Source organism: Streptomyces sp. NPDC020731 (genome assembly GCF_044334705.1).
In the GTDB taxonomy this organism is placed as follows: Bacteria; Actinomycetota; Actinomycetes; order Streptomycetales; family Streptomycetaceae; genus Streptomyces.
In genome coordinates this window covers 176,110-194,975 of the sequence record NZ_JBIRTN010000014.1, presented here as the reverse complement: position 1 = coordinate 194,975, position 18,866 = coordinate 176,110, and the positions used below count along the sequence as shown (strand labels likewise).

Genomic DNA, 18,866 nt, shown 5'->3' with positions numbered 1-18,866 from the left:
GAGGCAGGAGAAACGAAGGACCCATGACGTCGATCGATCTGAACGCCGACCTCGGTGAGGGGTTCGGCCGCTGGCGGCTCACCGACGACGAGCGGCTGCTGTCCGTGGTGACCAGTGCCAACGTGGCGTGCGGTTTCCACGCCGGGGACGCGTCCACCATGCGCCGGGTGTGCGAGCTCGCGGCCGGGCGCGGGGTGCGGATCGGCGCCCAGGTCTCCTACCGGGACCTGGCGGGGTTCGGGCGGCGCGCGATGGACGTGCCGCCCGCCGAACTGGCGGCCGAGGTCGCCTACCAGATCGGCGCCCTGGAGGTGTTCGCCCGCGCGGCGGGCGCCCGCGTGGCGTACGTCAAACCGCACGGGGCGCTGTACAACCGGGTGGTGCGTGACGAGGAGCAGGCCGGCGCGGTCGTCGACGGGGTCCTCCTGGCGGACGCCACGCTGCCCGTGCTCGGCCTGCCCGGCTCCCGGCTGCTGGAACTGGCCCGGAAGGCGGGTCTGCCGGTGGTCACGGAGGCGTTCGCCGACCGGGCGTACACCGACGGGGGCACGCTGGTGCCACGCCGCCAGGAGGGCGCCGTGGTCACCGACCCGGAGTCGGTGGTGGCCCGCTCGGTGGACCTGGCCCGCCACGGGGAGGTCGACGCGCACTCGGGGCGGCGTATCGAGGTGCGGGCGCGTTCCCTGTGCCTGCACGGTGACACGCCCGGCGCGGTGGATCTGGCGCGACGGGTGCGTGACGCGCTGGAGGCGTCCGGGGTCCGGGTGGAGGCCTTCGTATGAGGGTGCTGCCCGTCGGCGAGGACGCCCTGCTCGTCGAGGTCTCCTCGGGCGACGAGGCCCAGGCGCTCCACGCGGAGCTGCTGCGGCGCCGCGCGGAGGGTTCGTTGCCGGTCGGGGAGATCGTCCCGGCGGCGCGCACGGTACTGCTCGACGGCCTGTCCGATCCGGCCCGGCTGGCCGCCGAGCTGACCTCCCGCGAGCTGTCGCCCGTGCCCCCGCACGCGCGGGAGACGGTCGAGATCCCGGTGCGCTACGACGGCCCGGACCTCGCGGACGTCGCCGCGCACTGGGGTGTCCGCGCGCGGGATGTGGCCCGTGTCCACGCGGGCACCGAATTCCGCGTCGCCTTCTGCGGATTCGCGCCCGGCTTCGGCTACCTCACCGGTCTGCCGGCGCGCTACGACGTGCCCCGCCGGGCCACCCCGCGCACCGCTGTCCCGGCCGGCTCGGTGGCGCTTGCGGGTCCCTACACGGGCGTGTACCCGCGGTCCTCGCCCGGCGGCTGGCAGCTGATCGGTACGACCGACCTCGTGCTGTGGGACCACGCGCGCGTGCCCGCGGCGTTGCTCTCCCCCGGCACGCGTGTGCGCTTCGTCCCGGTGGCCGGGACGGGGCCCGCGGTATGACGGACCGTGCGCTCGCCGTCGTACGCGCGGGAGCCCTCACCACCGTGCAGGACCGGGGCCGCCCGGGGCACGCCCACCTCGGGGTGCCCCGTTCCGGGGCACTGGACGGGCCCGCGGCGGCGCTCGCCAACCGGCTGACCGGCAACCGGCCGGACGCGGCCGTCCTGGAGACGACCCTCAACGGTTGTTCCCTGCGGCCCCGTTCGACGGCCACCGTGGCGGTCACCGGGGCTCCCTGCCCGGTCACCGTGGACGGCCGCCCGGTCGCCTGGGGCGCGCCGGTACGCGTGCGCGCGGGGTCCGTGCTGGACGTCGGGGCGGCGGTCTCCGGCGTACGCGCCTATGTGGCCGTCTCCGGGGGGATCGCCGTCGAACCGGTGCTCGGCAGCCGTTCCACGGACCTGCTCTCCGGTCTCGGCCCGGCCCCCCTCACGGACGGTGCCGTGCTCCCGCTCGGCACTCCGCGGGAGGGCCACGCGCGCGTGGACGTCGCCCCGCAGCCGGCGCCCCCGGACGAGCTCGTGCTGCGGGTGACGCCGGGCCCGCGCGACGACTGGTTCACCCCGGCCGCCGTACGGCTCTTCACGTCCCGCACGTACCATGTGTCGCCGGCGAGCAACCGCATCGGGCTGCGCACGACCGGGCCGGCCCTGGAACGGGCCCGGCGGGACGAACTCCCCAGCGAGGGCATGGTGCTGGGCGCGGTCCAGGTGCCACCCGACGGCACGCCGGTGGTCTTCCTGGCCGACCATCCGACCACCGGGGGCTACCCGGTGATCGCGGTCGTCCACCCCGCCGACCTCCCAGCCGCCGCGCAGACACCTCCCGGCACCCCGGTCCGCTTCGTCGCCGTACGCCGCCGACGCCTGTCCGGCGGATGACGCCCGGACGTGGGGTGAGGACGCGCGTCCGCGGTGCGCCGGGCGGCCCGCTCCGGCACTCCCCGGGTGCGCAGCACCCCGTCGGCGGTCCCGTGGGAGACCACGACCGCCGGGACGCGGACCCGCCGGGCCCATCGGCCGGTCCAGCGCAGGGTCGTACGGTCGGTGTGAGCTCTCACCGAATCTGATCCATGCTGAGCGGCGCTGAACTGCGGTGGATCAGATTCGGTGAGACATGAGGTAGCCGACCATATGTCAATGAAGTTGATCCGCCTCTGGGCAGACGGAAACAACGCCTCAGCGGCGGTCAGAGACGCGCCGAGCACCGTTGCGGATGGCCGGCACGGTCAAGCCTGTTCCGGCCATCCGCTATACGGGTCCAGACGCCGCGGCGCGGCGGCCTCGCGGGCGTAGTCGGTGAGGTCTTTTGGTTGGCGGCCCGGGGCCTCCTGGACGTGGATCTTTACCTCGCCATCGGCCGGCGGCCTCTCGACAACCAGTGTGCCGGTGTCGGCCTCGGGCACGCCCGGGAGCTTCGTGACTACTTCAACCGTCGGCGGATGCGTTGCCGTGCCCGGAGCGCCGAGACCGTGGGCACGATCGCGGGGCGTTCATCGCGGCCGTAGGCTCAGGAACCAGCCACGTTTGTGGGCGCGGTCCAGCCGGTAGCTCGGATCCACTCGACCAGGTCCAGGGTGGCCGGCTCGATCGAGCGCACCACCGCGAGGTCCGAAGGGTATTCCGCCGCCTCCGCGAACTGGCGGAACATCGCCTTGTCGAGGTCGCTGGGAAGCACGCTCAACGGGAGGGCCTCGTACCGTGCCGGGAGCCCGGCGCGCGCGCCGAACGCCGCGGCGATCTGGGGGCCCGTCAGCTCGTCGCCGACGAGCTCGACGGCTCCGCCGGGCGCCTCCGCGGTGTCGAGCAGGAGCGCGGCGACGACCCGGCCGATGTCCCTGACCGAGATCATCTTCAGGGCGACATCCTCCGGCAGCGGCAGCCTCAGCACGATCTCCCCATGCTCCAGGCTCGGTGCCATCACGCTCGTGAAGTTCTCCATGAAGGCGGTCGCGCGAACCATCGCGGCCCTCAGGCCGGACTTCCTCAGGTGCTCCTCGATCCAGTGCTTCGAGTCGTGGTGCGGCACACCCGACTCCCGGTCCGCTCCGAAGACCGAGTTGAACACGACGTGCGGGACGCCCGCCTCGACCGCCGCGTCGACGAGCGCGGTACCGATGCGGATCTCCGCCTCGACCTCTTCGAGGCTGTTCGCCTCCGGGGTCATGAAGTAGAATCCCTCGACCGTCGCCAGCGCGGCGGCCAGCGACACCGGGTCGTCGGCCCGGATGGCCGCCAGCTCGACGCCGCGGGCGGCCAGCGCCTGAGCCCGGTCGGACTGCGGGTTGCGGACCAAAGCCCGCACCCGCGCCTTGTGGTCCAGCAGCGCGTCGACCACCGCCCCGCCCTGTTGCCCCGTCGCGCCGAAGACCGCGATCGCGCCGGTCGTCTGTGTGCTCATCGCTTCCACCTTCACTAGTTCATGGCGTGAACGAAACTAGTTCACGGCATGAACGTCGTCAAGGTGCGGGTGTAGCGGGACCTCATGGTGTGATGGGTTGGTTCGAGGTGGGCGAAGAGAGGTCCGAGGTGTCCACGATGGCGGTGGCCACGCGCTCGAAGTCGCGCTGGTCGTCGGCGTCGAGGTTCCTCGCGATCTCGGGCAGGCGCTTGGCGACCTCGGCGTAAACGGCCTCCGCGAGCACCTTCCCCGTGGGCGTCGCACTGAGCATGACGACCCGTCGGTCCTGCGCCGAGCTTGCCCGGCCGACCAACTCGCGCCGCGCGGTGCGATCGACCAGCTGGCTCAATGCGTTCTTGGTCATACCCAACGACGCGGCGAGGTCAGCCATCTGCCGCGGCTCGTTCCTGACTGCGCAGAGCAGCGTGGCCTGCGAGGGGGTCAGGTCGAACTCGGCGCAGACCTGCGCGTACTTGCGTTGAATCACAACCGAGAGCCAGAAGAGCTTGTCGCCATAGTCCACGCCGGCCTCCCCCTTCCGATGACGAACGATCAGCCTACTCGTCGCGGGCCGGCAGACCACGCCCCGGCGCCCCTGGCACGGCCAGGTCGTCGAACTGTCCACGTGCGCCCACGGCTGACCTCAGGCTCCCGCCCCCAGTACTGGCACCAAGGTTAGCCGGACGATCACGCGAGTGACGGCCACCGATCGGTAGCCCACTCCAGCCAGTCTGACCACCCGGGAGGCGGACTTCCAACCTTATGGCCCTCGAGTTCCGCGACATCGGGCTCCTCGAACAGCGTCCTCCAGTGCATGAGGTCCGTCTCGCTCATCGCGAAGGTCTGATCAGGGGTGGTCGACTGGCGATGCGCGATCCGAGCCCGTTGAGTCTCATGGTCCACCGGCGCATACACAAGCTGAAAGGACGCGCCCACAGACATCACCGACCAGCGGATCGCGGTTCTCTCGTCACGAGACCAGCATCCGAAATCCAGGACCACGTCGGTTTCCAACCTGAGCGCCTCCAGACCAAGCCAGAGCAGCCGTCCTTCCAGCACATCGCGCTTCCCCTCCGGCTGCGGATCCCCGAACAGCGGGAGCATCCACTCATCCGGCGTCAGCCGCAGAGCGCTGTGCTCCTTGGCCGGCTGCCGAGCTCTCGTGATCTTTCCGGCCCCGGGCAGACCAACCGTCAGGAACAACGTCGTCACACCCAGATCTTGTCACGAAGGCCAAGTGGGAGGATTACTGCTCTTGCTGCCGAGATCGCTGGGCCACGACGCGGCCCGGCGGCACGATCCTCAGCGAGCACCGTGCCTAACGTCCCTCACACAGCTACAGGTCGTTGACCTGCGCTAACACCCTGGGAAGCCCGGATAACCGTGGAGCAGGGCGCGTCGTCGGGATCGTCGCCCGCGACGGCGGGAGGCGATGACGAGGGGGAGGCGGCCGCGGTCGACGAAGTGCCGGGCGGTCCGGAACGCGCGGTGGGCCACGCCGCTCACATCGGGGGGGGACTCGGTCACGATGACGACTCGCATACCGGTGCCGTCGCCGCGCCGGACGTCGTCACGTCAACGTGGATCTTTCCCGGCGGGGAACGCGCCGTGAGCGTTGTCTCCCTCATCCACGCAGGTCAGGCGACATCCACGCACACCTGACCCGCGGGCCGCCCGGCGTTCACGCCGCGCGTGCGCCGACGGGTCACACGGCGGTCCCCTCCGGACCGATCCGGCTGCGTACGGCGGTCTGCACCTCGGCCTCCTCGGCCGGGTCCGCGGCGAGCCTGCGCAGGCGTTCGACGACCCGGGTGTCCCCGGTCTCGGCGTGCCGGGCGGCGATCTCGCGGGTGGACTCCTCGCAGTCCCACAGGCACTCGACGGCGAAGCCGGTGCCGTAGGAGGGGTCGGTCGCGGCGAGGGCACGGGCGGCGCGGCCCCGCAGGTGGGACGAGGCGGTCTCGCGGTAGATGTGGCGGAGCACGGGGGCGGCGCAGGCGATGCCGAGGCGTCCGGCGCCGTCGACGAGGGTCCACAGGGTGGGCGCGTCGGGGCCCTCACCCCGTACCGCCTCCCTCAGCGCCGCGAGGACCAGGTCACGGTCCTGGATTCCGCCCCGGCAGGCGAGGACACGGCCGGCGGCGGCGCCGAGCGGGTCGGGCCGGCGGGCCCAGCCGCGCGCCCGGTCGACGGCGGCGAGGCTGCGCATGCGTTCGAAGGCGTCGACGGCGGCCTCCACGACGGCCGTCGAGCCGGTGGCCAGGGCGCCCTCGATCAGGACGAGGGCGTCGGGGTCGTTGCTGTCGGCGAGGTAGCGCAGGGCGGTGCACCGGGCTCCCTCGGCGCCGTCCTGGGCGGCCCGGACGATCTCGGGCCGGTCCTCGGGGCCCGCCACGGCGGTGAGGCAGCGGGCGGCCGGGACATGGAGCGCGGTGCCGCGCTCGACGCCTTGCTGTGCCCACTCGAACACCGCGCGCACACTCCAGCCGGGACGGGGCCCGGTGGAGCGCATCTGCCGCTGCCAGCGGTCGAAGGACCCGGCCTCCTGTGCGGCGCGCACGCGCGTGGCGACGGACTCGCGGGGGTCGTCGGCCCACAGGCGCCAGGGCCGTGGTTCGAAGGCGTCACGGACCGTGGCGGCGAGCTCCGCCTCGCCCTCGGCGTCGGCGGCGAACCGCGCCAGGACCGGGGCGGCCAGGGCGCGCAGGCCCGCGTCGTCGTCCCGGAGGGCCAGCTCGTCCAGGGCCCAGGCCCAGTTGGTGCCGTGGGCGGCATACCTGCGCAACAGGCCGAGGGCGTCCCGCCTGCCGTAGGAGGCGAGGTGCCCGAGGACCGCGAGGGCCAGTCCGGTGCGGGACTCGTCGGTGTCGAGGACGTCCTCGGGGTCGAAGAGGTGGGCCTCGACCGCGTCCAGTTCGCCGTGCAGATCAAGGTAGAGGCGGGCGTAGTAGAGGGAGCGGTTCTCCACCTGCCAGTCGTGGCGCGGGTCGCGCAGCACACAGTGGTTCAGCGCCGCGAGCGCTTCGGATCGCGGGGCGGTGAGCGCGTGCAGCGTGCCGTCGCCACGGCCCCGCTGGAGCAGGCCGAGCAGCGTACCGCTGGGCGCTATGACCGGATCGAACATGGGAAACAGCCTCATATCAAGCGTCGACGCAACCGGGGACGTGCATTACCTGGCCGCGTGACGACACGTCGGGGCGCCCGCCGTTTCCTGCTTGCTGTAGACCATCTCTCTCTGCCTCTCGTCGGTGGCCCATGCGGACCGCATCACGGCCCGCGCGGTGCGGCAACACCTGCCCAGCCATCGCGTCCGTGAATCACGTCGTCATGATGACCCGGCGGTCACATCTACCGCGACCGAAATTTCGGCGGCCCTGTACCGCCTCCCCCGTTTTCTGTGTCGTCGCTGGTCAGAGCGTGTCGCTCAGTGCTCGCCGAAAAGGTCGAGCAGTTCCGTACGGCCGAACATCCGGGCCGTGTCGACGGCCGAGGGGGTGCCCGCGGACGGGTCCGCGCCACCCCTCAGAAGGGCCTGGATCACCTCGGACTCACCCTTGAAGACCGCTCCTGCGAGTGGCGTCTGACCCCGGTCGTTGACGCGGTCGGCGTCGGCGCCGCGCTCCAGCAGCGCGCGCACCGCCCCGGCGTGACCGTGGTACGCGGAGAGCATCACGAGGGAGTCGCCCCGGTCGTTGGTGAGGTCCGCCGGCACGCCCGCGTCGACGTAGGCCACGAGCTCCTCGGTCCGGCCGCGCCGGGCCAGATCGAAGATCTTGGTCGCCAGCTCCACGACCTCGGGGTCGGGGGCTTCAGTCATCGCCGGACCGCCTCTCACTGCACGTGCTTCACGCATCGGGGACAGGACGTACGTCTGCGAGCGGTGCAGAGCCGTACGGGTGAATCGCCAGGGTACTGGCTCACCGGGCACATGACCTGTCGCGCCCGAGGCAATGATCACGGCAGACCCATCCGGGGGAAACGCCGAGAATCGACCCAGTTGCACCTTTTATCGTATAGATACATTCTGTGAGCCTGGACGTACCCATGGTGACTGTCCCCGCGAACCAGGAGAACTCACATGATCATCTCGATCTCATGCGTGGTGCTGCTAGGCGTCGTCGTCTTCATCTTCTTCCGCAAGGACGGACTGAAGGCGTCGCACGCCCTGGTGGCGATGCTCTTCGGCTTCTATCTGGCCAGTACGGCCATCGCACCCAGCATCAAGGCGGGCGGCGAAAGCCTGGCCGGCCTCCTGGGCGGATTCAAGTTCTGATCCGCCCGACCAGACACCGCCCGCCCGTACGCACCCTCTGGAGACAGCAGTGGCCCGGCGCCCACTCCCCCGCATTCTGAGCAACGGCGGCGCACAGCTCGCCCGGAGCCGGGAACTGGCCAGGACGGCGGCCGACAGCGCCACGGACGTCCTCCACCCGCTGATCACCATCACGCGCGGTCTGCGCCGGCTGGCCTCGGCCGGGCGGCGCAGGTGGGCCGGCACGCCCAAGGACCGGCGCGGCGCGCTGCTCTTCCTGACGGCGTCGGTCCTGCTGGTCGTGGCGCTCGCGCCGTACGGCCCGCTGCTCGCCGTCATCACCCTGATGGCGGCGGCGGCCTGGCAGGGCCGGGACCGCGCCCCGTCGGCGCCCGCCGGTCCCGACGCGTCACAGGCCCAGCGCCTGAAGTCGCTCTACGAGGCCCTGGTGCCGTACTTCTCCGCCGCCGAGGACCCCGAACCGCTCTACGCCCACGGCGGCGACTGGGGAAAGGTCTTCTCCGAGTACGAGTTCGACTCCACGGGCCGGATCGCGCACCTGGTGATCGGTTACCCCGCCTACTTCACCGACGGCGAGCCGGAGTCCCGGGCGCGGATCGAGCATCTGCTCGGCGCGAAATCGGGACGCGGCCGGGAGTACCACTTCGCGTGGGACGAGGAGGCCAACCAGCTCACGGTCCGCGTCCTCGCACCCCTGCCCACCGACATCGCCGCCCAGCCCTTCGTCACGGCCCCCGGCGAGACGGTCCTCGGCTTCACCGACCCCACCAAGGTGCAGCGGACACTGCCGCTCACCCACGGTGCCCACGGCGAGGAGCGGCGCGATGTCCCGCCCGTCGTCTGGCGCACCGGCATCCGCTCCACCGAGCCCCATCTGCTCGTGACCGGCCAGCCGGGCAGCGGCACCTCGACGCTGCTGCGCTCCATCGCCCTGCAGGCCCTGCACCACGGCGACGTGGTGATCGTCGACGGGGGCGGCACCGGCGAGTACGCCTGCCTGACCGGCCGGGACGGCGTGCTCGCCGTGGAGTGCGGGCTGACGGGGGCGCTGACGAGCCTGGAGTGGGCCGCGCACGAGACGGAGCGCCGGCTGGTCGCGGCCAATCGCGCACACCAGGCGGGAGACCCACCGCCCGAGGACACCAGGCGTCCCCTGTGGCTGCTGCTGGACCGGCCGAGCGCGTTCACTCACCTGGCCGCCGCGGACGGTCGCGAGGATCCCCAGTCGCTGCTCCAGGTCCCGCTGCGGCACGGCCGCCCGGCGAACGTCACCGTGGTGGTCGCCGAGCAGCTCGACACCCTGGAGGGCCTCAGCGATCCGGTACGGCAGCACACGCGCGCGCGTGTCGTCCTCGGGCCCGCGACGGCGGAGCAGCTGGGGGCCGTTCTGGGGGCGCCGCCGCACACCACGCCCGTCGACCAGGTGCCGCCGGGGCGCGGCTACGCCCGGCTGGGCTCGGGGCCGGTCCACCGTCTTCAGGTCCCGGCGACGCCGGACCCGTACGACGACGCGACCAGCGACACGGAGCGGCAGGCGGTGCTCGAGCTGTTGCCGCCTCGGACGACACCCGCGGACGAGGAGCCGGAGCGGCTGGAGGCGAGGGCGGTCGCGGTGGGGTCCGTGCGGCTGGACAAGGTGACGGTGGAGAAACTGTCCGCGGCGGCGGCTGTCACATCCGAGGAGGCGGTTCCCGCCGAGACGGCGGTGACGGAACCTTCTTCCTAGCCGGCCGTCGGCACCCACCCGCCCTGCCGCCGGAGCGGCACGATCGCCCTCAGTCGCAGAGGCGCCGGCGCCCACCTGGACGACTGCGCGCAGTCAAGTCGGCACCCCGTGGTCACGCCACGAATGTGCGGGGTGTCTCCGTGCCGGTGGTGCCGCCCGTTTCGACGATGCGGGCCGCCGCCGAGAGGCGTGCCGCCGCTTCCTCGGCGACCGCGCCGCCCACCGTGAAGGGCAGCCGTACGTAGCCCTCGAACGCTCCGTCGACGCCGAAGCGGGGCCCGGACGGCACCCGTACGCCGACCCGTTCGCCCGCCTCGGCGAGCCGTGAGCCGGAGAGGCCGCCGGTGCGCACCCACAGGGTGAGGCCGCCGCGCGGCACCTCGAACTCCCAGTCGGGCAGCTCCCGCCGCACCGCGGTCACCAGTTCGTCCCGGTTCTGCCGGGCCTGGGCACGCCGTACCTCCACCGCCTGTTCCCAGCCACCCGTGCCGAACAACCAGTTCACGGCCAGCTGTTCCAACACGGGCGTACCCAGATCGGCGTACGCGCGTGCGGCGACGAGACTGCGGATGACGTCGGGTGCCGCACGTACCCAGCCGATGCGCATGCCGGCCCAGAAGGCCTTGCTCGCCGAGCCGACCGTGATCACCGTGGACCCGGCCGGATCGAAGGCGCACACCGCGCGCGGCATCTCGACATCCGGGTCGAGCCACAGCTCGCTCATCGTCTCGTCGGCGACCAGCACCGTCCCCGCGGAACGTGCCGCGTCCACCAGGCGGCGCCGCTGGTCCTCGTCGGCGAGTGCGCCGGTCGGGTTGTGGAAGTCGGCGACGACATACGCGATCCGGGGCGCCGCCTCGCGCAGCACCTGGCGCCAGCGGTCCATGTCCCAGCCGGTCAGCCCCTCGGCCATCGCGACGGGAACGAGCCGGGCGCCGGCCTCCCGCATCAGCTGGAGGATGTTGGCGTAGGACGGCGACTCGACGGCGATGCGTTCGCCGCGTCCCCCGAAGAGGTGACAGATGGCGTCGATGGCACCCATCGCGCCGGTCGTCACCATGATCTGCTCGGGCATGGTCGGGATGCCCCGCGCGGTGTAGCGGTCCGCGATCATCGAGCGCAGCGCGGGCAGCCCGGCGGGATAGTCGCCATGGGTGTGCGCGTACGGCGGAAGCTCCTCCAGCGCGCCCTGGACCGCCCGGGTGAGCCACGGCTCGGGCGCGGGCAGCGCCGCACAGCCGAGGTCGATCACCGAGCCGAGGGCCTCGGGCGGCAGCGGTTCGAGTCCCCGCGCGGGCACCGGATTGCCGGCCGGGACCGCGGTCCAGCTGCCCGCGCCGCGCCGTGACTCCAGGAACCCCTCGGTGCGCAGCGCCTCGTAGGCGGCGGCGACGGTGGTACGGCTGACGGAGAGGGCGAGGGCCAGCTCCCGCTCGGCGGGCAGCCGCGCGGCCACCGGCACGCGCCCTTCCAGCACCAGCAGGCGGATGCCGTCGGCGAGCGCGCGGTAGGCGGGCGGGCGGCGGGTCCCGGGACCCGCCGGGCGGTCCTGCTGGGAGTTGAGCAGCCGGGCGAGCTGCGCCGCACCCACTGCGGAGGTCCACTGCACCACGATAATCAGTCCACCTTCCCGGGATTGGCCATGGATGACATCATCGACCAAGCCACATGGTGTCATGTGTCGGTCCACTTCCACCACAGGGGGCACATTTTGGCCAGGTACTCGTCACAGCACGAGCATCTCGCACGGCGACTGTTCCAGCTGTACGCGGGTCTGGCGCTGTACGGCGCGAGCTCGGCGCTGCTGGTGCGGTCGGGGCTCGGCCTCGAACCGTGGAACGTGCTGCACCAGGGCCTGTCCGAGCGGACGGGGCTGTCGATGGGCGTGGTGCTGACCCTCGTCGGCGCGGCGGTGCTGCTGCTGTGGATCCCGCTGCGTCAGCGGCCGGGCCTGGGCACCGTCTCCAACGTGCTGGTGATCGGCGCGGCGATGGACGCGGCCCTGGCCGTGATCCCCGACGCGCACGCCATGGCCGTACGCGTGCCGCTGATGACGGCGGGCATCGTGCTCAACGGCGCGGCGACCGGCCTGTACATCGCGGCGCGCTTCGGGCCGGGCCCGCGCGACGGACTGATGACGGGACTGAACCGGCGCACCGGGGTGTCGGTCCGTCTGGTCCGCACGGCCATCGAGATCACGGTCGTCGTCACCGGCTTCGTCCTCGGCGGCACGGTGGGCGTCGGCACCTTGTTGTACGCGGTGACGATCGGTCCGCTCGCCCAGCTGTTCCTGCGGGTCTTCACCGTCCCCTCGGCATCCGACGGCGGCACGATCGTTGCCGCCGGTCAGCCACGGCGCGCGATACTGCGTCCGTGACCCCGCGGATACGCCACCCCTACCTCGACCATCCCGCCCCGATCGCCTTCGCCCACCGGGGCGGGGCGGCGGACGGCCTGGAGAACACCGTCCGGCAGTTCCGGTGCGCCGTCGAGACGGGCTACCGGTACATCGAGACCGACGTCCACGCCACGCGCGACGGCCGGCTCGTCGCCTTCCACGACGCGACCCTCGACCGGGTGACGGACGGCGCGGGCCGGATCGCCGATCTGCCGTGGCAGGACGTGGCGCACGCGCGCGTGGCGGGAGGGGAACCGGTTCCCCTCTTCGAGGAGCTCCTGGAGACCTTCCCCGAGGTGCGCTGGAACGTCGACGTGAAGGCCGAACCGGCCCTCCTGCCGTTCCTGGACCTGATCGGGCGCACCGACTCCTGGGACCGGATCTGCCTCGGGTCGTTCTCGGAGGCCCGGGTGGTGCGCGCCCAGCGGCTGGCCGGCCCGAAGCTGGCCACCTCGTACGGCACCCGGGGCGTGCTGAACCTGCGGCTGCGGTCCTGGGGACTGCCGGCCGCGGTGCGCCGGTCGGCCGTCGCCGCCCAGGTCCCCGAACGGCAGTCGGGCATCCAGGTGGTCGACCACCGATTCGTGCGGGCCGCCCACGCGCACGGCCTGCAGGTACACGTGTGGACGGTCAACGAGGCCGAGCGGATGCACCGGCTCCTGGACCTCGGCGTGGATGGCATCATGACCGATCACATCGACACGCTGCGCAAGGTCATGGAGGACCACGGCATCTGGGTCTGAACCCGTGCCCGACCGCCTCCGCGCGTTCACGGGGAAGCGAGGGCACGGGTGGACACCGACACCGTGCGGTCACCGGCGCCGGACGAGGCCGCCGGCCGGCGGCGCGAGCAGCGCGGCTGGTACTTCTACGACTGGGCGTGCTCCGTGTACTCCACGAGCGTGCTCACCGTGTTCCTCGGCCCCTATCTGACGTCGGTCGCCGAGTCGGCGGCGGACCCGGACGGGTTCGTCCACCCGCTGGGCATACCGGTGCGCGCGGGCTCCTTCTTCGCCTACGCGGTCTCCCTGTCGGTGATCGTGGCCGTGCTGGTGATGCCACTGGTGGGCGCCGCCGCCGACCGCACCGGCCGCAAGAAGCCGCTGCTCGCGGCCGCCGCCTACACCGGCGCCGCGGCCACCGCGGGCATGTTCTTCCTGGACGGTGAGCGCTATCTGCTCGGCGGCGCGCTGCTGGTGGTGGCGAACGCGGCGCAGTCCGTCGCGATGATGCTCTACAACTCCTACCTCCCGCAGATCGCCCCGCCCGAGGAGCGCGACGCGGTCTCCTCGCGCGGGTGGGCCTTCGGATACGCGGCCGGGTCCCTGGTCCTCGTCGCGAACCTCGTCCTCTACACCGGCCACGACAGCTTCGGTCTCTCCGAGGGCATGGCGGTGCGCATCTGCCTGGCGTCGGCCGGTCTGTGGTGGGGCGCCTTCGCGCTGGTGCCGCTGCGCCGGCTGCGCGACCGCCGCGCTCCCGCGCGGGAGGCGGCCCTGCCGGGCTTCCGGCAACTGGCGGCGACCGTCCGCGACATGCGCCGGCACCCGCTGACGCTGGCGTTCCTGCTGGCCTACCTCGTCTACAACGACGGCATCCAGACAGTGATCTCCCAGGCCTCCGTGTACGGATCGAAGGAACTGGGCCTTGAACAGTCGACGCTCATCGTGGCCGTGCTGCTGGTCCAGGTTCTGGCGGTGGCGGGCGCGCTGGCGCTGGGCCGGCTGGCCCGGCGGTACGGCGCGAAGCGCGCGATCCTCGGCTCCCTGGTCGCGTGGACCCTGACCCTGGCCGCGGGTTACTTCCTGCCCGCCGGGGCGCCGATGTGGTTCTTCGTGCTGGCGGCCGGAATCGGCCTGGTCCTCGGCGGCAGCCAGGCGCTGTCCCGCTCGCTCTTCTCCCACCTCGTCCCGCCCGGCAAGGAGGCCGAGTACTTCTCGGCGTACGAGGTGAGCGACCGCGGGATGAGCTGGCTCGGGCCGCTGCTGTTCGGTCTCACCTACCAGCTGACGGGCAGTTACCGGGACGCGATCATCTCCCTGGTGGGCTTCTTCGTCCTGGGATTCGTGCTGCTCGCGCGGGTGCCGGTGCGGCGGGCGATCACCGAAGCGGGCAATCCGGTCCCCGAACGGATTTAGCGCTGGGCACGAAAGGGCTGTAGTGTACGCGTTTGGCCTGCCAGGCGTACCGTTACTGCGCGTCAAAGATGCCGAACGCTGAGTCATGTCTCCTTGCGGATGTGACAAACCGGACGCCGGGGGGTACTGCACTGGTTGACAAGGCTGCGGCTACGACGGCGACGCACGGCCCGGATCGGGACTCCGGACGGGAATCTTTACCGCCGCCCGGACGTTGACCGGATGACGACGACAGCGACACCTGTCCTGTGGGCGACAAGCCCGGGAGGCACGATTCATGAGTGAGCGAGCTCTTCGCGGCACGCGCCTCGTGGTGACCAGCTACGAGACGGACCGCGGCATCGACCTGGCCCCGCGCCAGGCCGTGGAGTACGCATGCGAGAAGGGGCATCGCTTCGAGATGCCCTTCTCGGTCGAGGCGGAGATCCCGCCGGAGTGGGAGTGCAAGGTCTGCGGTGCCCAGGCACTCCTGGTGGACGGCAACGGCCCCGAGGAGAAGAAGGCCAAGCCCGCGCGTACGCATTGGGACATGCTGATGGAGCGGCGCACCCGAGAGGAACTCGAAGAGGTCCTCGAGGAGCGTCTCGCCGTTCTGCGCTCCGGTGCGATGAACATCGCGGTTCACCCCAGGGACAGCCGAAAGTCGGCTTGATCCCGCCGGGGACCCGGGCGAAGCCACAAACGCACAGCGGTACAGGACCGCGGGCGCCGTACATGACGTACGGCGCCCGCGGTCCTGTGTCCGTGTGGCGGCCCGGCCGCCCTCAGCGGGTGAGGGGCGGGCGCGGTCCCTGTGGGGTGTCCTCCGGAGCGCTTCCGGGTTCGTCCCGGACGACCTCTCCCTGAACGACCTTGCCGTCGGGCCGGCGCATACGGGCCTGCTGGAAGGCGTCCCCGAGGGAGCCCCCCGTGGCCTCGCGGAGCTTGCGGTCGAAGGTGCGCTCGGCGTAACGGCTCACGGTCTTCTGCACCGGCGGCACCAGCAGGAGCAGCCCCACCGCGTCCGAGATCACGCCGGGGATGATCAGCAGCAGGCCGCCCAGCATCGTCAGGCCGTTGCCCTCGCTGTTCGGCCGGGCCTCGGCCGGCACCCCGCTCTGCTGCTGTTGCAGCGTCTCGGTCAGGTCCTTGAAGGCCCGCCGGCCGGCCCGCTTGATGACGACCGAGCCGAGGACGAGGCCGGCCACCAGGATCAGGAAGACCACCAGTCCGTTCGACGCCCCGGCGACCATGGTGAGCAGCCAGATCTCCAGCACGAGCCATGCGGCGACGCCCAGCGGCAGGAAGGTGCGCAGCCGGGAGCGCCGGGGCCGGGCGGGATACGGGGTCTGAGCGCCAGTCGTCATGCTCCCAGTGTGCCTGGGCCCGGCTCAGCACGGGATAAGCGGGATCGCCGGGACGAACAGGCGGTCGTACGCCTACGGCTGGGACCGCTCGACGTCCGGCTCGGGCTGCTTGACGTCCGGCTCGGACCGCCGCTTGTCGTCGCCGCGCCCGAGGACCTTGCCGACCCGCTCCCCCACACCCCACGCCGTGACCCGCCACAGCGCCTCGACGAGGATGTCACGGCTCATCTTGGAGTCGCCGAGTTCACGCTCGACGAAGGTGATGGGAACCTCCACGACGTGATAGCCGGCCCTCACCGCGCGGCGGGCCAGGTCGACCTGGAAGCAGTACCCCTGGGAAGCCACTTCCTCGAGGCCGAGGCCCTCCAGCGTCTCGCGGCGGAAGGCGCGGAAGCCACCGGTGATGTCGCGCAGCGGCAGATCGAGCGCCATGCGCGAGTAGAGGCTGCCCCCGCGCGAGATGAACTCACGGGACTTCGGCCAGTTCACCACCCGGCCGCCGGGCACCCAGCGCGAACCGAGCACCAGATCGGCGCCCTTGAGGGCGGTCAGCAGACGGGGCAGTTCCTCGGGCTGGTGGGAGCCGTCGGCGTCCATCTCGATCAGTACGCCGTAGCCGTGCTCCATGCCCCAGTGGAAGCCCGCGAGGTAGGCCGCGCCCAGGCCCTCCTTGCCCTTGCGGTGCAGCACCTGGACGTGGTCGTCCCCGGCGGCCAGTTCGTCGGCGAGCTTGCCCGTGCCGTCGGGGCTGTTGTCGTCGGCCACCAGAACGTGCGCCTCGGGAACGGCCTCGCGCACCCGGCCGACGATCGCCTTGATGTTCTCCGCCTCGTTGTAGGTCGGGATGATCACCAAAGCCGTGCCGAGCGGGCCGAAGTTCCTCCCCTGGGATCCTGCCGCGAGGGTCCCGTCGCCGTCGTTCACTGCTGCCCCTTCATGTCCTGTGCGCAGGGTCCCACCATAGTGGGCACGGCCTGCGCCGACGTGACCGGACGTTCATATGGTGGTGTCGTTTACCGAAGATCGGGTAGGAACACGCTTTTGGGGCGTGCGAAGAAGGGAAACGGATGGGGCCCGGCGCCCTTCGGGCCGGCCCGGGACCCGCCGGCTGCGGATCGACCTGGAGCCGTTGTCTACTGAGCACCCGGGCCCCACCCGGGGTCGCACCTCCCCGGCCGGCCGGAACGTCCCTCGGCACCGTGCCGACGCTGGGCCTGGCTCCCAGTGACGGTGCCCCGGTGCGGCACACCGTCCCTGACCCAGCGGTGCTGACACGAGTGGCCGGACGTTCTCCGGTCGGGCGTCCGGTGGTGGACCCGAGCGAACCTACCGGCCCCCCGCGGCCGCCTGTCAACAGTCGTTCGACCTGCGTAATGTGGTTCACATGCCAGGTCAGCGGCGAGGATACGCAGGTCGCGAGACGGGGGCGCGGCACATGATCGTCACCGCGCCGCCCTCGTAGATCACTCGCCCGGCCGTACGAACACCGTGCGCCCGCCGACCACGGTCCGCAGGCAGACCGGCAGGTCACGGCCGGGGGTGAGATCGGGCAGGCCGGGAGTGCCGGAGCGGGGGTCGGTGGACCAGCGCGCCACCCGGTCGTCGGGCGCCTGGACGACGAGTTCACCGGTGCGCCAGAGGGCGTAGTCGGCGGGTGCGCCGGGCACCAGGACGCCCGCGTCGTCGCGTCCGACCGCCCGCCAGCCGCCGCGCGTGTGCGCGGTGAACGCGGCGCGCACGGAGACGCGGTGTTCCGGTGTGTGATGGAAGGCGGCGGCCCGGACCGTGCCCCAGGGGTCGAGGGGGGTGACCGGGCTGTCGGAGCCGAAGGCGAGCGGGACACCGGCGCGCAGCAGCGCCGCGAAGGGGTTCAGGGAGCGGGCCCGCTCCGGTCCCAGGCGCCGGGCGTACATGCCGTCCTCGCCGCCCCACAGGGCGTCGAAGGCGGGCTGGACGGAGGCGGTCAGACCGAGTTCGGCGAAGGCGGCGACGGTCTCGGGGGTGAGCATCTCGGCATGCTCGACGCGGTGCCGGGCGGACCGGACGCGGGCGAGACCGATCTTCTCGGCGGCGGCCCGCACGCCGTCGACGACGGTGCTCACGGCGGCGTCGCCGATGGCGTGGAAGCCGGCCTGGAGACCGGCCTCGGTGCAGGCGACGACGTGGGCCGCGACGGCAGCCGCGTCCAGGTGTTCGGTGCCGGTGTGGCCGGCGTCGGCGTACGGCTCGTGCAGACACGCGGTGTGCGAGCCGAGGGCGCCGTCGGCGAACAGGTCGCCCGCGGCGCCGATCGCGCCCAGCTCCTTCGCCTTGGTGACATCCTGTTCGGCCCAGTAGCCGACGACGCGCGGGCCGCTCTCCTCGGCGGCGAGCCGCAGCAGTCCGGTGAAGTCGTCCTCGGAGGAGATCTCCGGGCCTCCGCACTCGTGGACCGTGCCGATGCCGAGGGAGGCGGCGTGGGCGAGGGCGGCGCGCTGGGCCTCGGTGCGCTGGGCCGGTGTGACGGCGGCCAGGGCGGCGGCGCGCACCGCGTGGTGGGCGTCCCCGGTGAGCGGGCGATCCTCGCGGGTGACCGCGTCCGGGACGAGGCCGAGGAGCGCCGTGGTGACGACCGCGGAGTGGACGTCGATCCGGCTCAGGTAGAGGGGACGGCCGCCGGTGGCCTCGTCGAGCTCGGCGCGGGCCGGGGGACGGCCGCCGGGCCAGCGGGCGGCGTCCCAGCCGTGGCCGAGGAGGACCCGGTCGTCCGGGCGGGCGGCGGCGAACTCCCGTACGCGGGCCAGCGCGGCCTCGAGCGACGGGGCGGTGGACAGGTCGAGGCCGGTGAGGGCGAGGCCGGTGGCCGTGGTGTGGACGTGCGCGTCGGTGAACGCGGGGGTGACCAGCGCGCCGTCGAGGTCGATCACCTCGTCGACCCCGTCCTCGAAGGCGTCGGCGGCACCCTCGGAGCCGACCCAGGCGACCTGACCGCGCTCGACGACCATCGCGGTCGCGAAGGGGTCGGCGGGGCTGTGGACCTCCCCACGGCGAAGCAGGACGGTGCGGGACGGGACGGTGCGTTCACTCATGCCCCACAGTTTCGCGCGTCGCCCGGTCCGCCCCGCACGCAGGTCCGTCCCACCGCGACCGAGCCGCCCCGTCTCCGGGGCCCACGCCGGCGTCCGCCTGCCGCCCGCG

At 72.3% G+C, this 18,866-nt stretch carries 19 protein-coding genes and 2 pseudogenes; 9 read left to right on the top strand and 12 right to left on the bottom strand.

Annotated elements, in window-relative coordinates; all coding sequences use genetic code 11:
* Positions 1-23 precede the first annotated feature (23 nt).
* Genes ACH4VX_RS22755 through ACH4VX_RS22745 form a run of 3 tightly spaced genes read left to right on the top strand, consistent with a single transcriptional unit; the run spans position 24 to position 2,289 of the window.
* Positions 24-782: a LamB/YcsF family protein gene (locus tag ACH4VX_RS22755; protein WP_217129928.1), complete on the top strand. Its 759-nt coding sequence runs from the start codon at positions 24-26 to the stop codon at positions 780-782.
* Positions 779-1,408, top strand: coding sequence for an allophanate hydrolase subunit 1 (locus ACH4VX_RS22750; RefSeq protein ID WP_398369542.1), 630 nt, complete (start codon positions 779-781; stop codon positions 1,406-1,408). Before ACH4VX_RS22755 ends, ACH4VX_RS22750 begins: the two co-directional genes overlap by 4 nt.
* Positions 1,405-2,289 (top strand): biotin-dependent carboxyltransferase family protein, encoded by an 885-nt coding sequence (locus ACH4VX_RS22745; protein WP_398369540.1) that lies wholly within the window; start codon positions 1,405-1,407, stop codon positions 2,287-2,289. Before ACH4VX_RS22750 ends, ACH4VX_RS22745 begins: the two co-directional genes overlap by 4 nt.
* A 23-nt stretch (positions 2,290-2,312) precedes the next feature.
* On the opposite strand, the pseudogene ACH4VX_RS22740 reads toward ACH4VX_RS22745, so the two are convergent.
* The 8 genes and pseudogenes from ACH4VX_RS22740 to ACH4VX_RS22705 all read right to left on the bottom strand — a co-directional run.
* Positions 2,313-2,468, bottom strand: a pseudogene (locus ACH4VX_RS22740) (glycosyltransferase family 1 protein); the annotation flags it as partial.
* A gap of 168 nt (positions 2,469-2,636) precedes the next feature.
* The gene (locus ACH4VX_RS22735; protein WP_398369538.1) at positions 2,637-2,813 is read right to left on the bottom strand and encodes a hypothetical protein; all 177 of its coding nucleotides are present in this window, start codon (positions 2,811-2,813) and stop codon (positions 2,637-2,639) included.
* A gap of 104 nt (positions 2,814-2,917) precedes the next feature.
* Positions 2,918-3,808, bottom strand: a complete 891-nt coding sequence (locus tag ACH4VX_RS22730) for an NmrA family NAD(P)-binding protein (protein ID WP_398369536.1) — start codon at positions 3,806-3,808, stop codon at positions 2,918-2,920.
* Between the two features lie 82 nt (positions 3,809-3,890).
* Positions 3,891-4,331, bottom strand: a complete 441-nt coding sequence (locus tag ACH4VX_RS22725; protein WP_398369534.1) for a MarR family winged helix-turn-helix transcriptional regulator — start codon at positions 4,329-4,331, stop codon at positions 3,891-3,893.
* Positions 4,332-4,495: 164 nt separating this feature from the next.
* The gene (locus tag ACH4VX_RS22720; protein ID WP_398369532.1) at positions 4,496-5,020 is read right to left on the bottom strand and encodes an AAA family ATPase; all 525 of its coding nucleotides are present in this window, start codon (positions 5,018-5,020) and stop codon (positions 4,496-4,498) included.
* Between the two features lie 167 nt (positions 5,021-5,187).
* Positions 5,188-5,350, bottom strand: a pseudogene (locus ACH4VX_RS22715) (glycosyltransferase family 1 protein); the annotation flags it as partial.
* A 163-nt stretch (positions 5,351-5,513) separates the two neighbouring features.
* A complete protein-coding gene (locus ACH4VX_RS22710) occupies positions 5,514-6,932 on the bottom strand; it encodes a HEAT repeat domain-containing protein (RefSeq protein WP_398369531.1) in 1,419 nt (472 codons plus the stop codon).
* Positions 6,933-7,232: 300 nt separating this feature from the next.
* Complete coding sequence (locus tag ACH4VX_RS22705) at positions 7,233-7,625, bottom strand: ankyrin repeat domain-containing protein (RefSeq protein WP_398369529.1); 393 nt, start codon at positions 7,623-7,625, stop codon at positions 7,233-7,235.
* A 261-nt stretch (positions 7,626-7,886) separates the two neighbouring features.
* Here ACH4VX_RS22705 and ACH4VX_RS22700 point away from each other — a divergent pair, with 261 nt between their 5' ends.
* Positions 7,887-8,081, top strand: a complete 195-nt coding sequence (locus tag ACH4VX_RS22700) for a hypothetical protein (protein ID WP_030832645.1) — start codon at positions 7,887-7,889, stop codon at positions 8,079-8,081.
* A 49-nt stretch (positions 8,082-8,130) separates the two neighbouring features.
* Positions 8,131-9,807 carry a hypothetical protein gene (locus ACH4VX_RS22695; RefSeq protein ID WP_398369527.1) on the top strand — a complete coding sequence of 559 codons (1,677 nt, stop codon included), beginning with the start codon at positions 8,131-8,133 and terminating at the stop codon, positions 9,805-9,807.
* A 112-nt stretch (positions 9,808-9,919) separates the two neighbouring features.
* Here ACH4VX_RS22695 and ACH4VX_RS22690 read toward each other — a convergent pair whose 3' ends face one another.
* Positions 9,920-11,419, bottom strand: a complete 1,500-nt coding sequence (locus ACH4VX_RS22690; protein WP_398369525.1) for a PLP-dependent aminotransferase family protein — start codon at positions 11,417-11,419, stop codon at positions 9,920-9,922.
* Between the two features lie 30 nt (positions 11,420-11,449).
* On the opposite strand from ACH4VX_RS22690, the gene ACH4VX_RS22685 reads away from it, so the two are divergent.
* From ACH4VX_RS22685 to ACH4VX_RS22670, 4 genes are all read left to right on the top strand, one after another.
* Complete coding sequence (locus ACH4VX_RS22685; RefSeq protein ID WP_398369523.1) at positions 11,450-12,184, top strand: YitT family protein; 735 nt, start codon at positions 11,450-11,452, stop codon at positions 12,182-12,184.
* Positions 12,181-12,948: a glycerophosphodiester phosphodiesterase gene (locus ACH4VX_RS22680; RefSeq protein WP_398369522.1), complete on the top strand. Its 768-nt coding sequence runs from the start codon at positions 12,181-12,183 to the stop codon at positions 12,946-12,948. Before ACH4VX_RS22685 ends, ACH4VX_RS22680 begins: the two co-directional genes overlap by 4 nt.
* A 48-nt stretch (positions 12,949-12,996) precedes the next feature.
* The gene (locus ACH4VX_RS22675) at positions 12,997-14,343 is read left to right on the top strand and encodes an MFS transporter (protein WP_398369520.1); all 1,347 of its coding nucleotides are present in this window, start codon (positions 12,997-12,999) and stop codon (positions 14,341-14,343) included.
* Positions 14,344-14,620: 277 nt separating this feature from the next.
* The gene (locus tag ACH4VX_RS22670; protein ID WP_042173984.1) at positions 14,621-14,995 is read left to right on the top strand and encodes an RNA polymerase-binding protein RbpA; all 375 of its coding nucleotides are present in this window, start codon (positions 14,621-14,623) and stop codon (positions 14,993-14,995) included.
* Between the two features lie 112 nt (positions 14,996-15,107).
* On the opposite strand, the gene fxsA is transcribed toward ACH4VX_RS22670, so the two are convergent.
* The 3 genes from fxsA to ACH4VX_RS22655 form a co-directional block, all read right to left on the bottom strand.
* Positions 15,108-15,689, bottom strand: a complete 582-nt coding sequence (fxsA, locus tag ACH4VX_RS22665; protein WP_398369518.1) for an FxsA family membrane protein — start codon at positions 15,687-15,689, stop codon at positions 15,108-15,110.
* Between the two features lie 72 nt (positions 15,690-15,761).
* The gene (locus ACH4VX_RS22660; protein ID WP_398369516.1) at positions 15,762-16,613 is read right to left on the bottom strand and encodes a polyprenol monophosphomannose synthase; all 852 of its coding nucleotides are present in this window, start codon (positions 16,611-16,613) and stop codon (positions 15,762-15,764) included.
* A gap of 539 nt (positions 16,614-17,152) precedes the next feature.
* Complete coding sequence (locus ACH4VX_RS22655) at positions 17,153-18,757, bottom strand: amidohydrolase (protein WP_398369514.1); 1,605 nt, start codon at positions 18,755-18,757, stop codon at positions 17,153-17,155.
* Positions 18,758-18,866 lie beyond the last annotated feature (109 nt).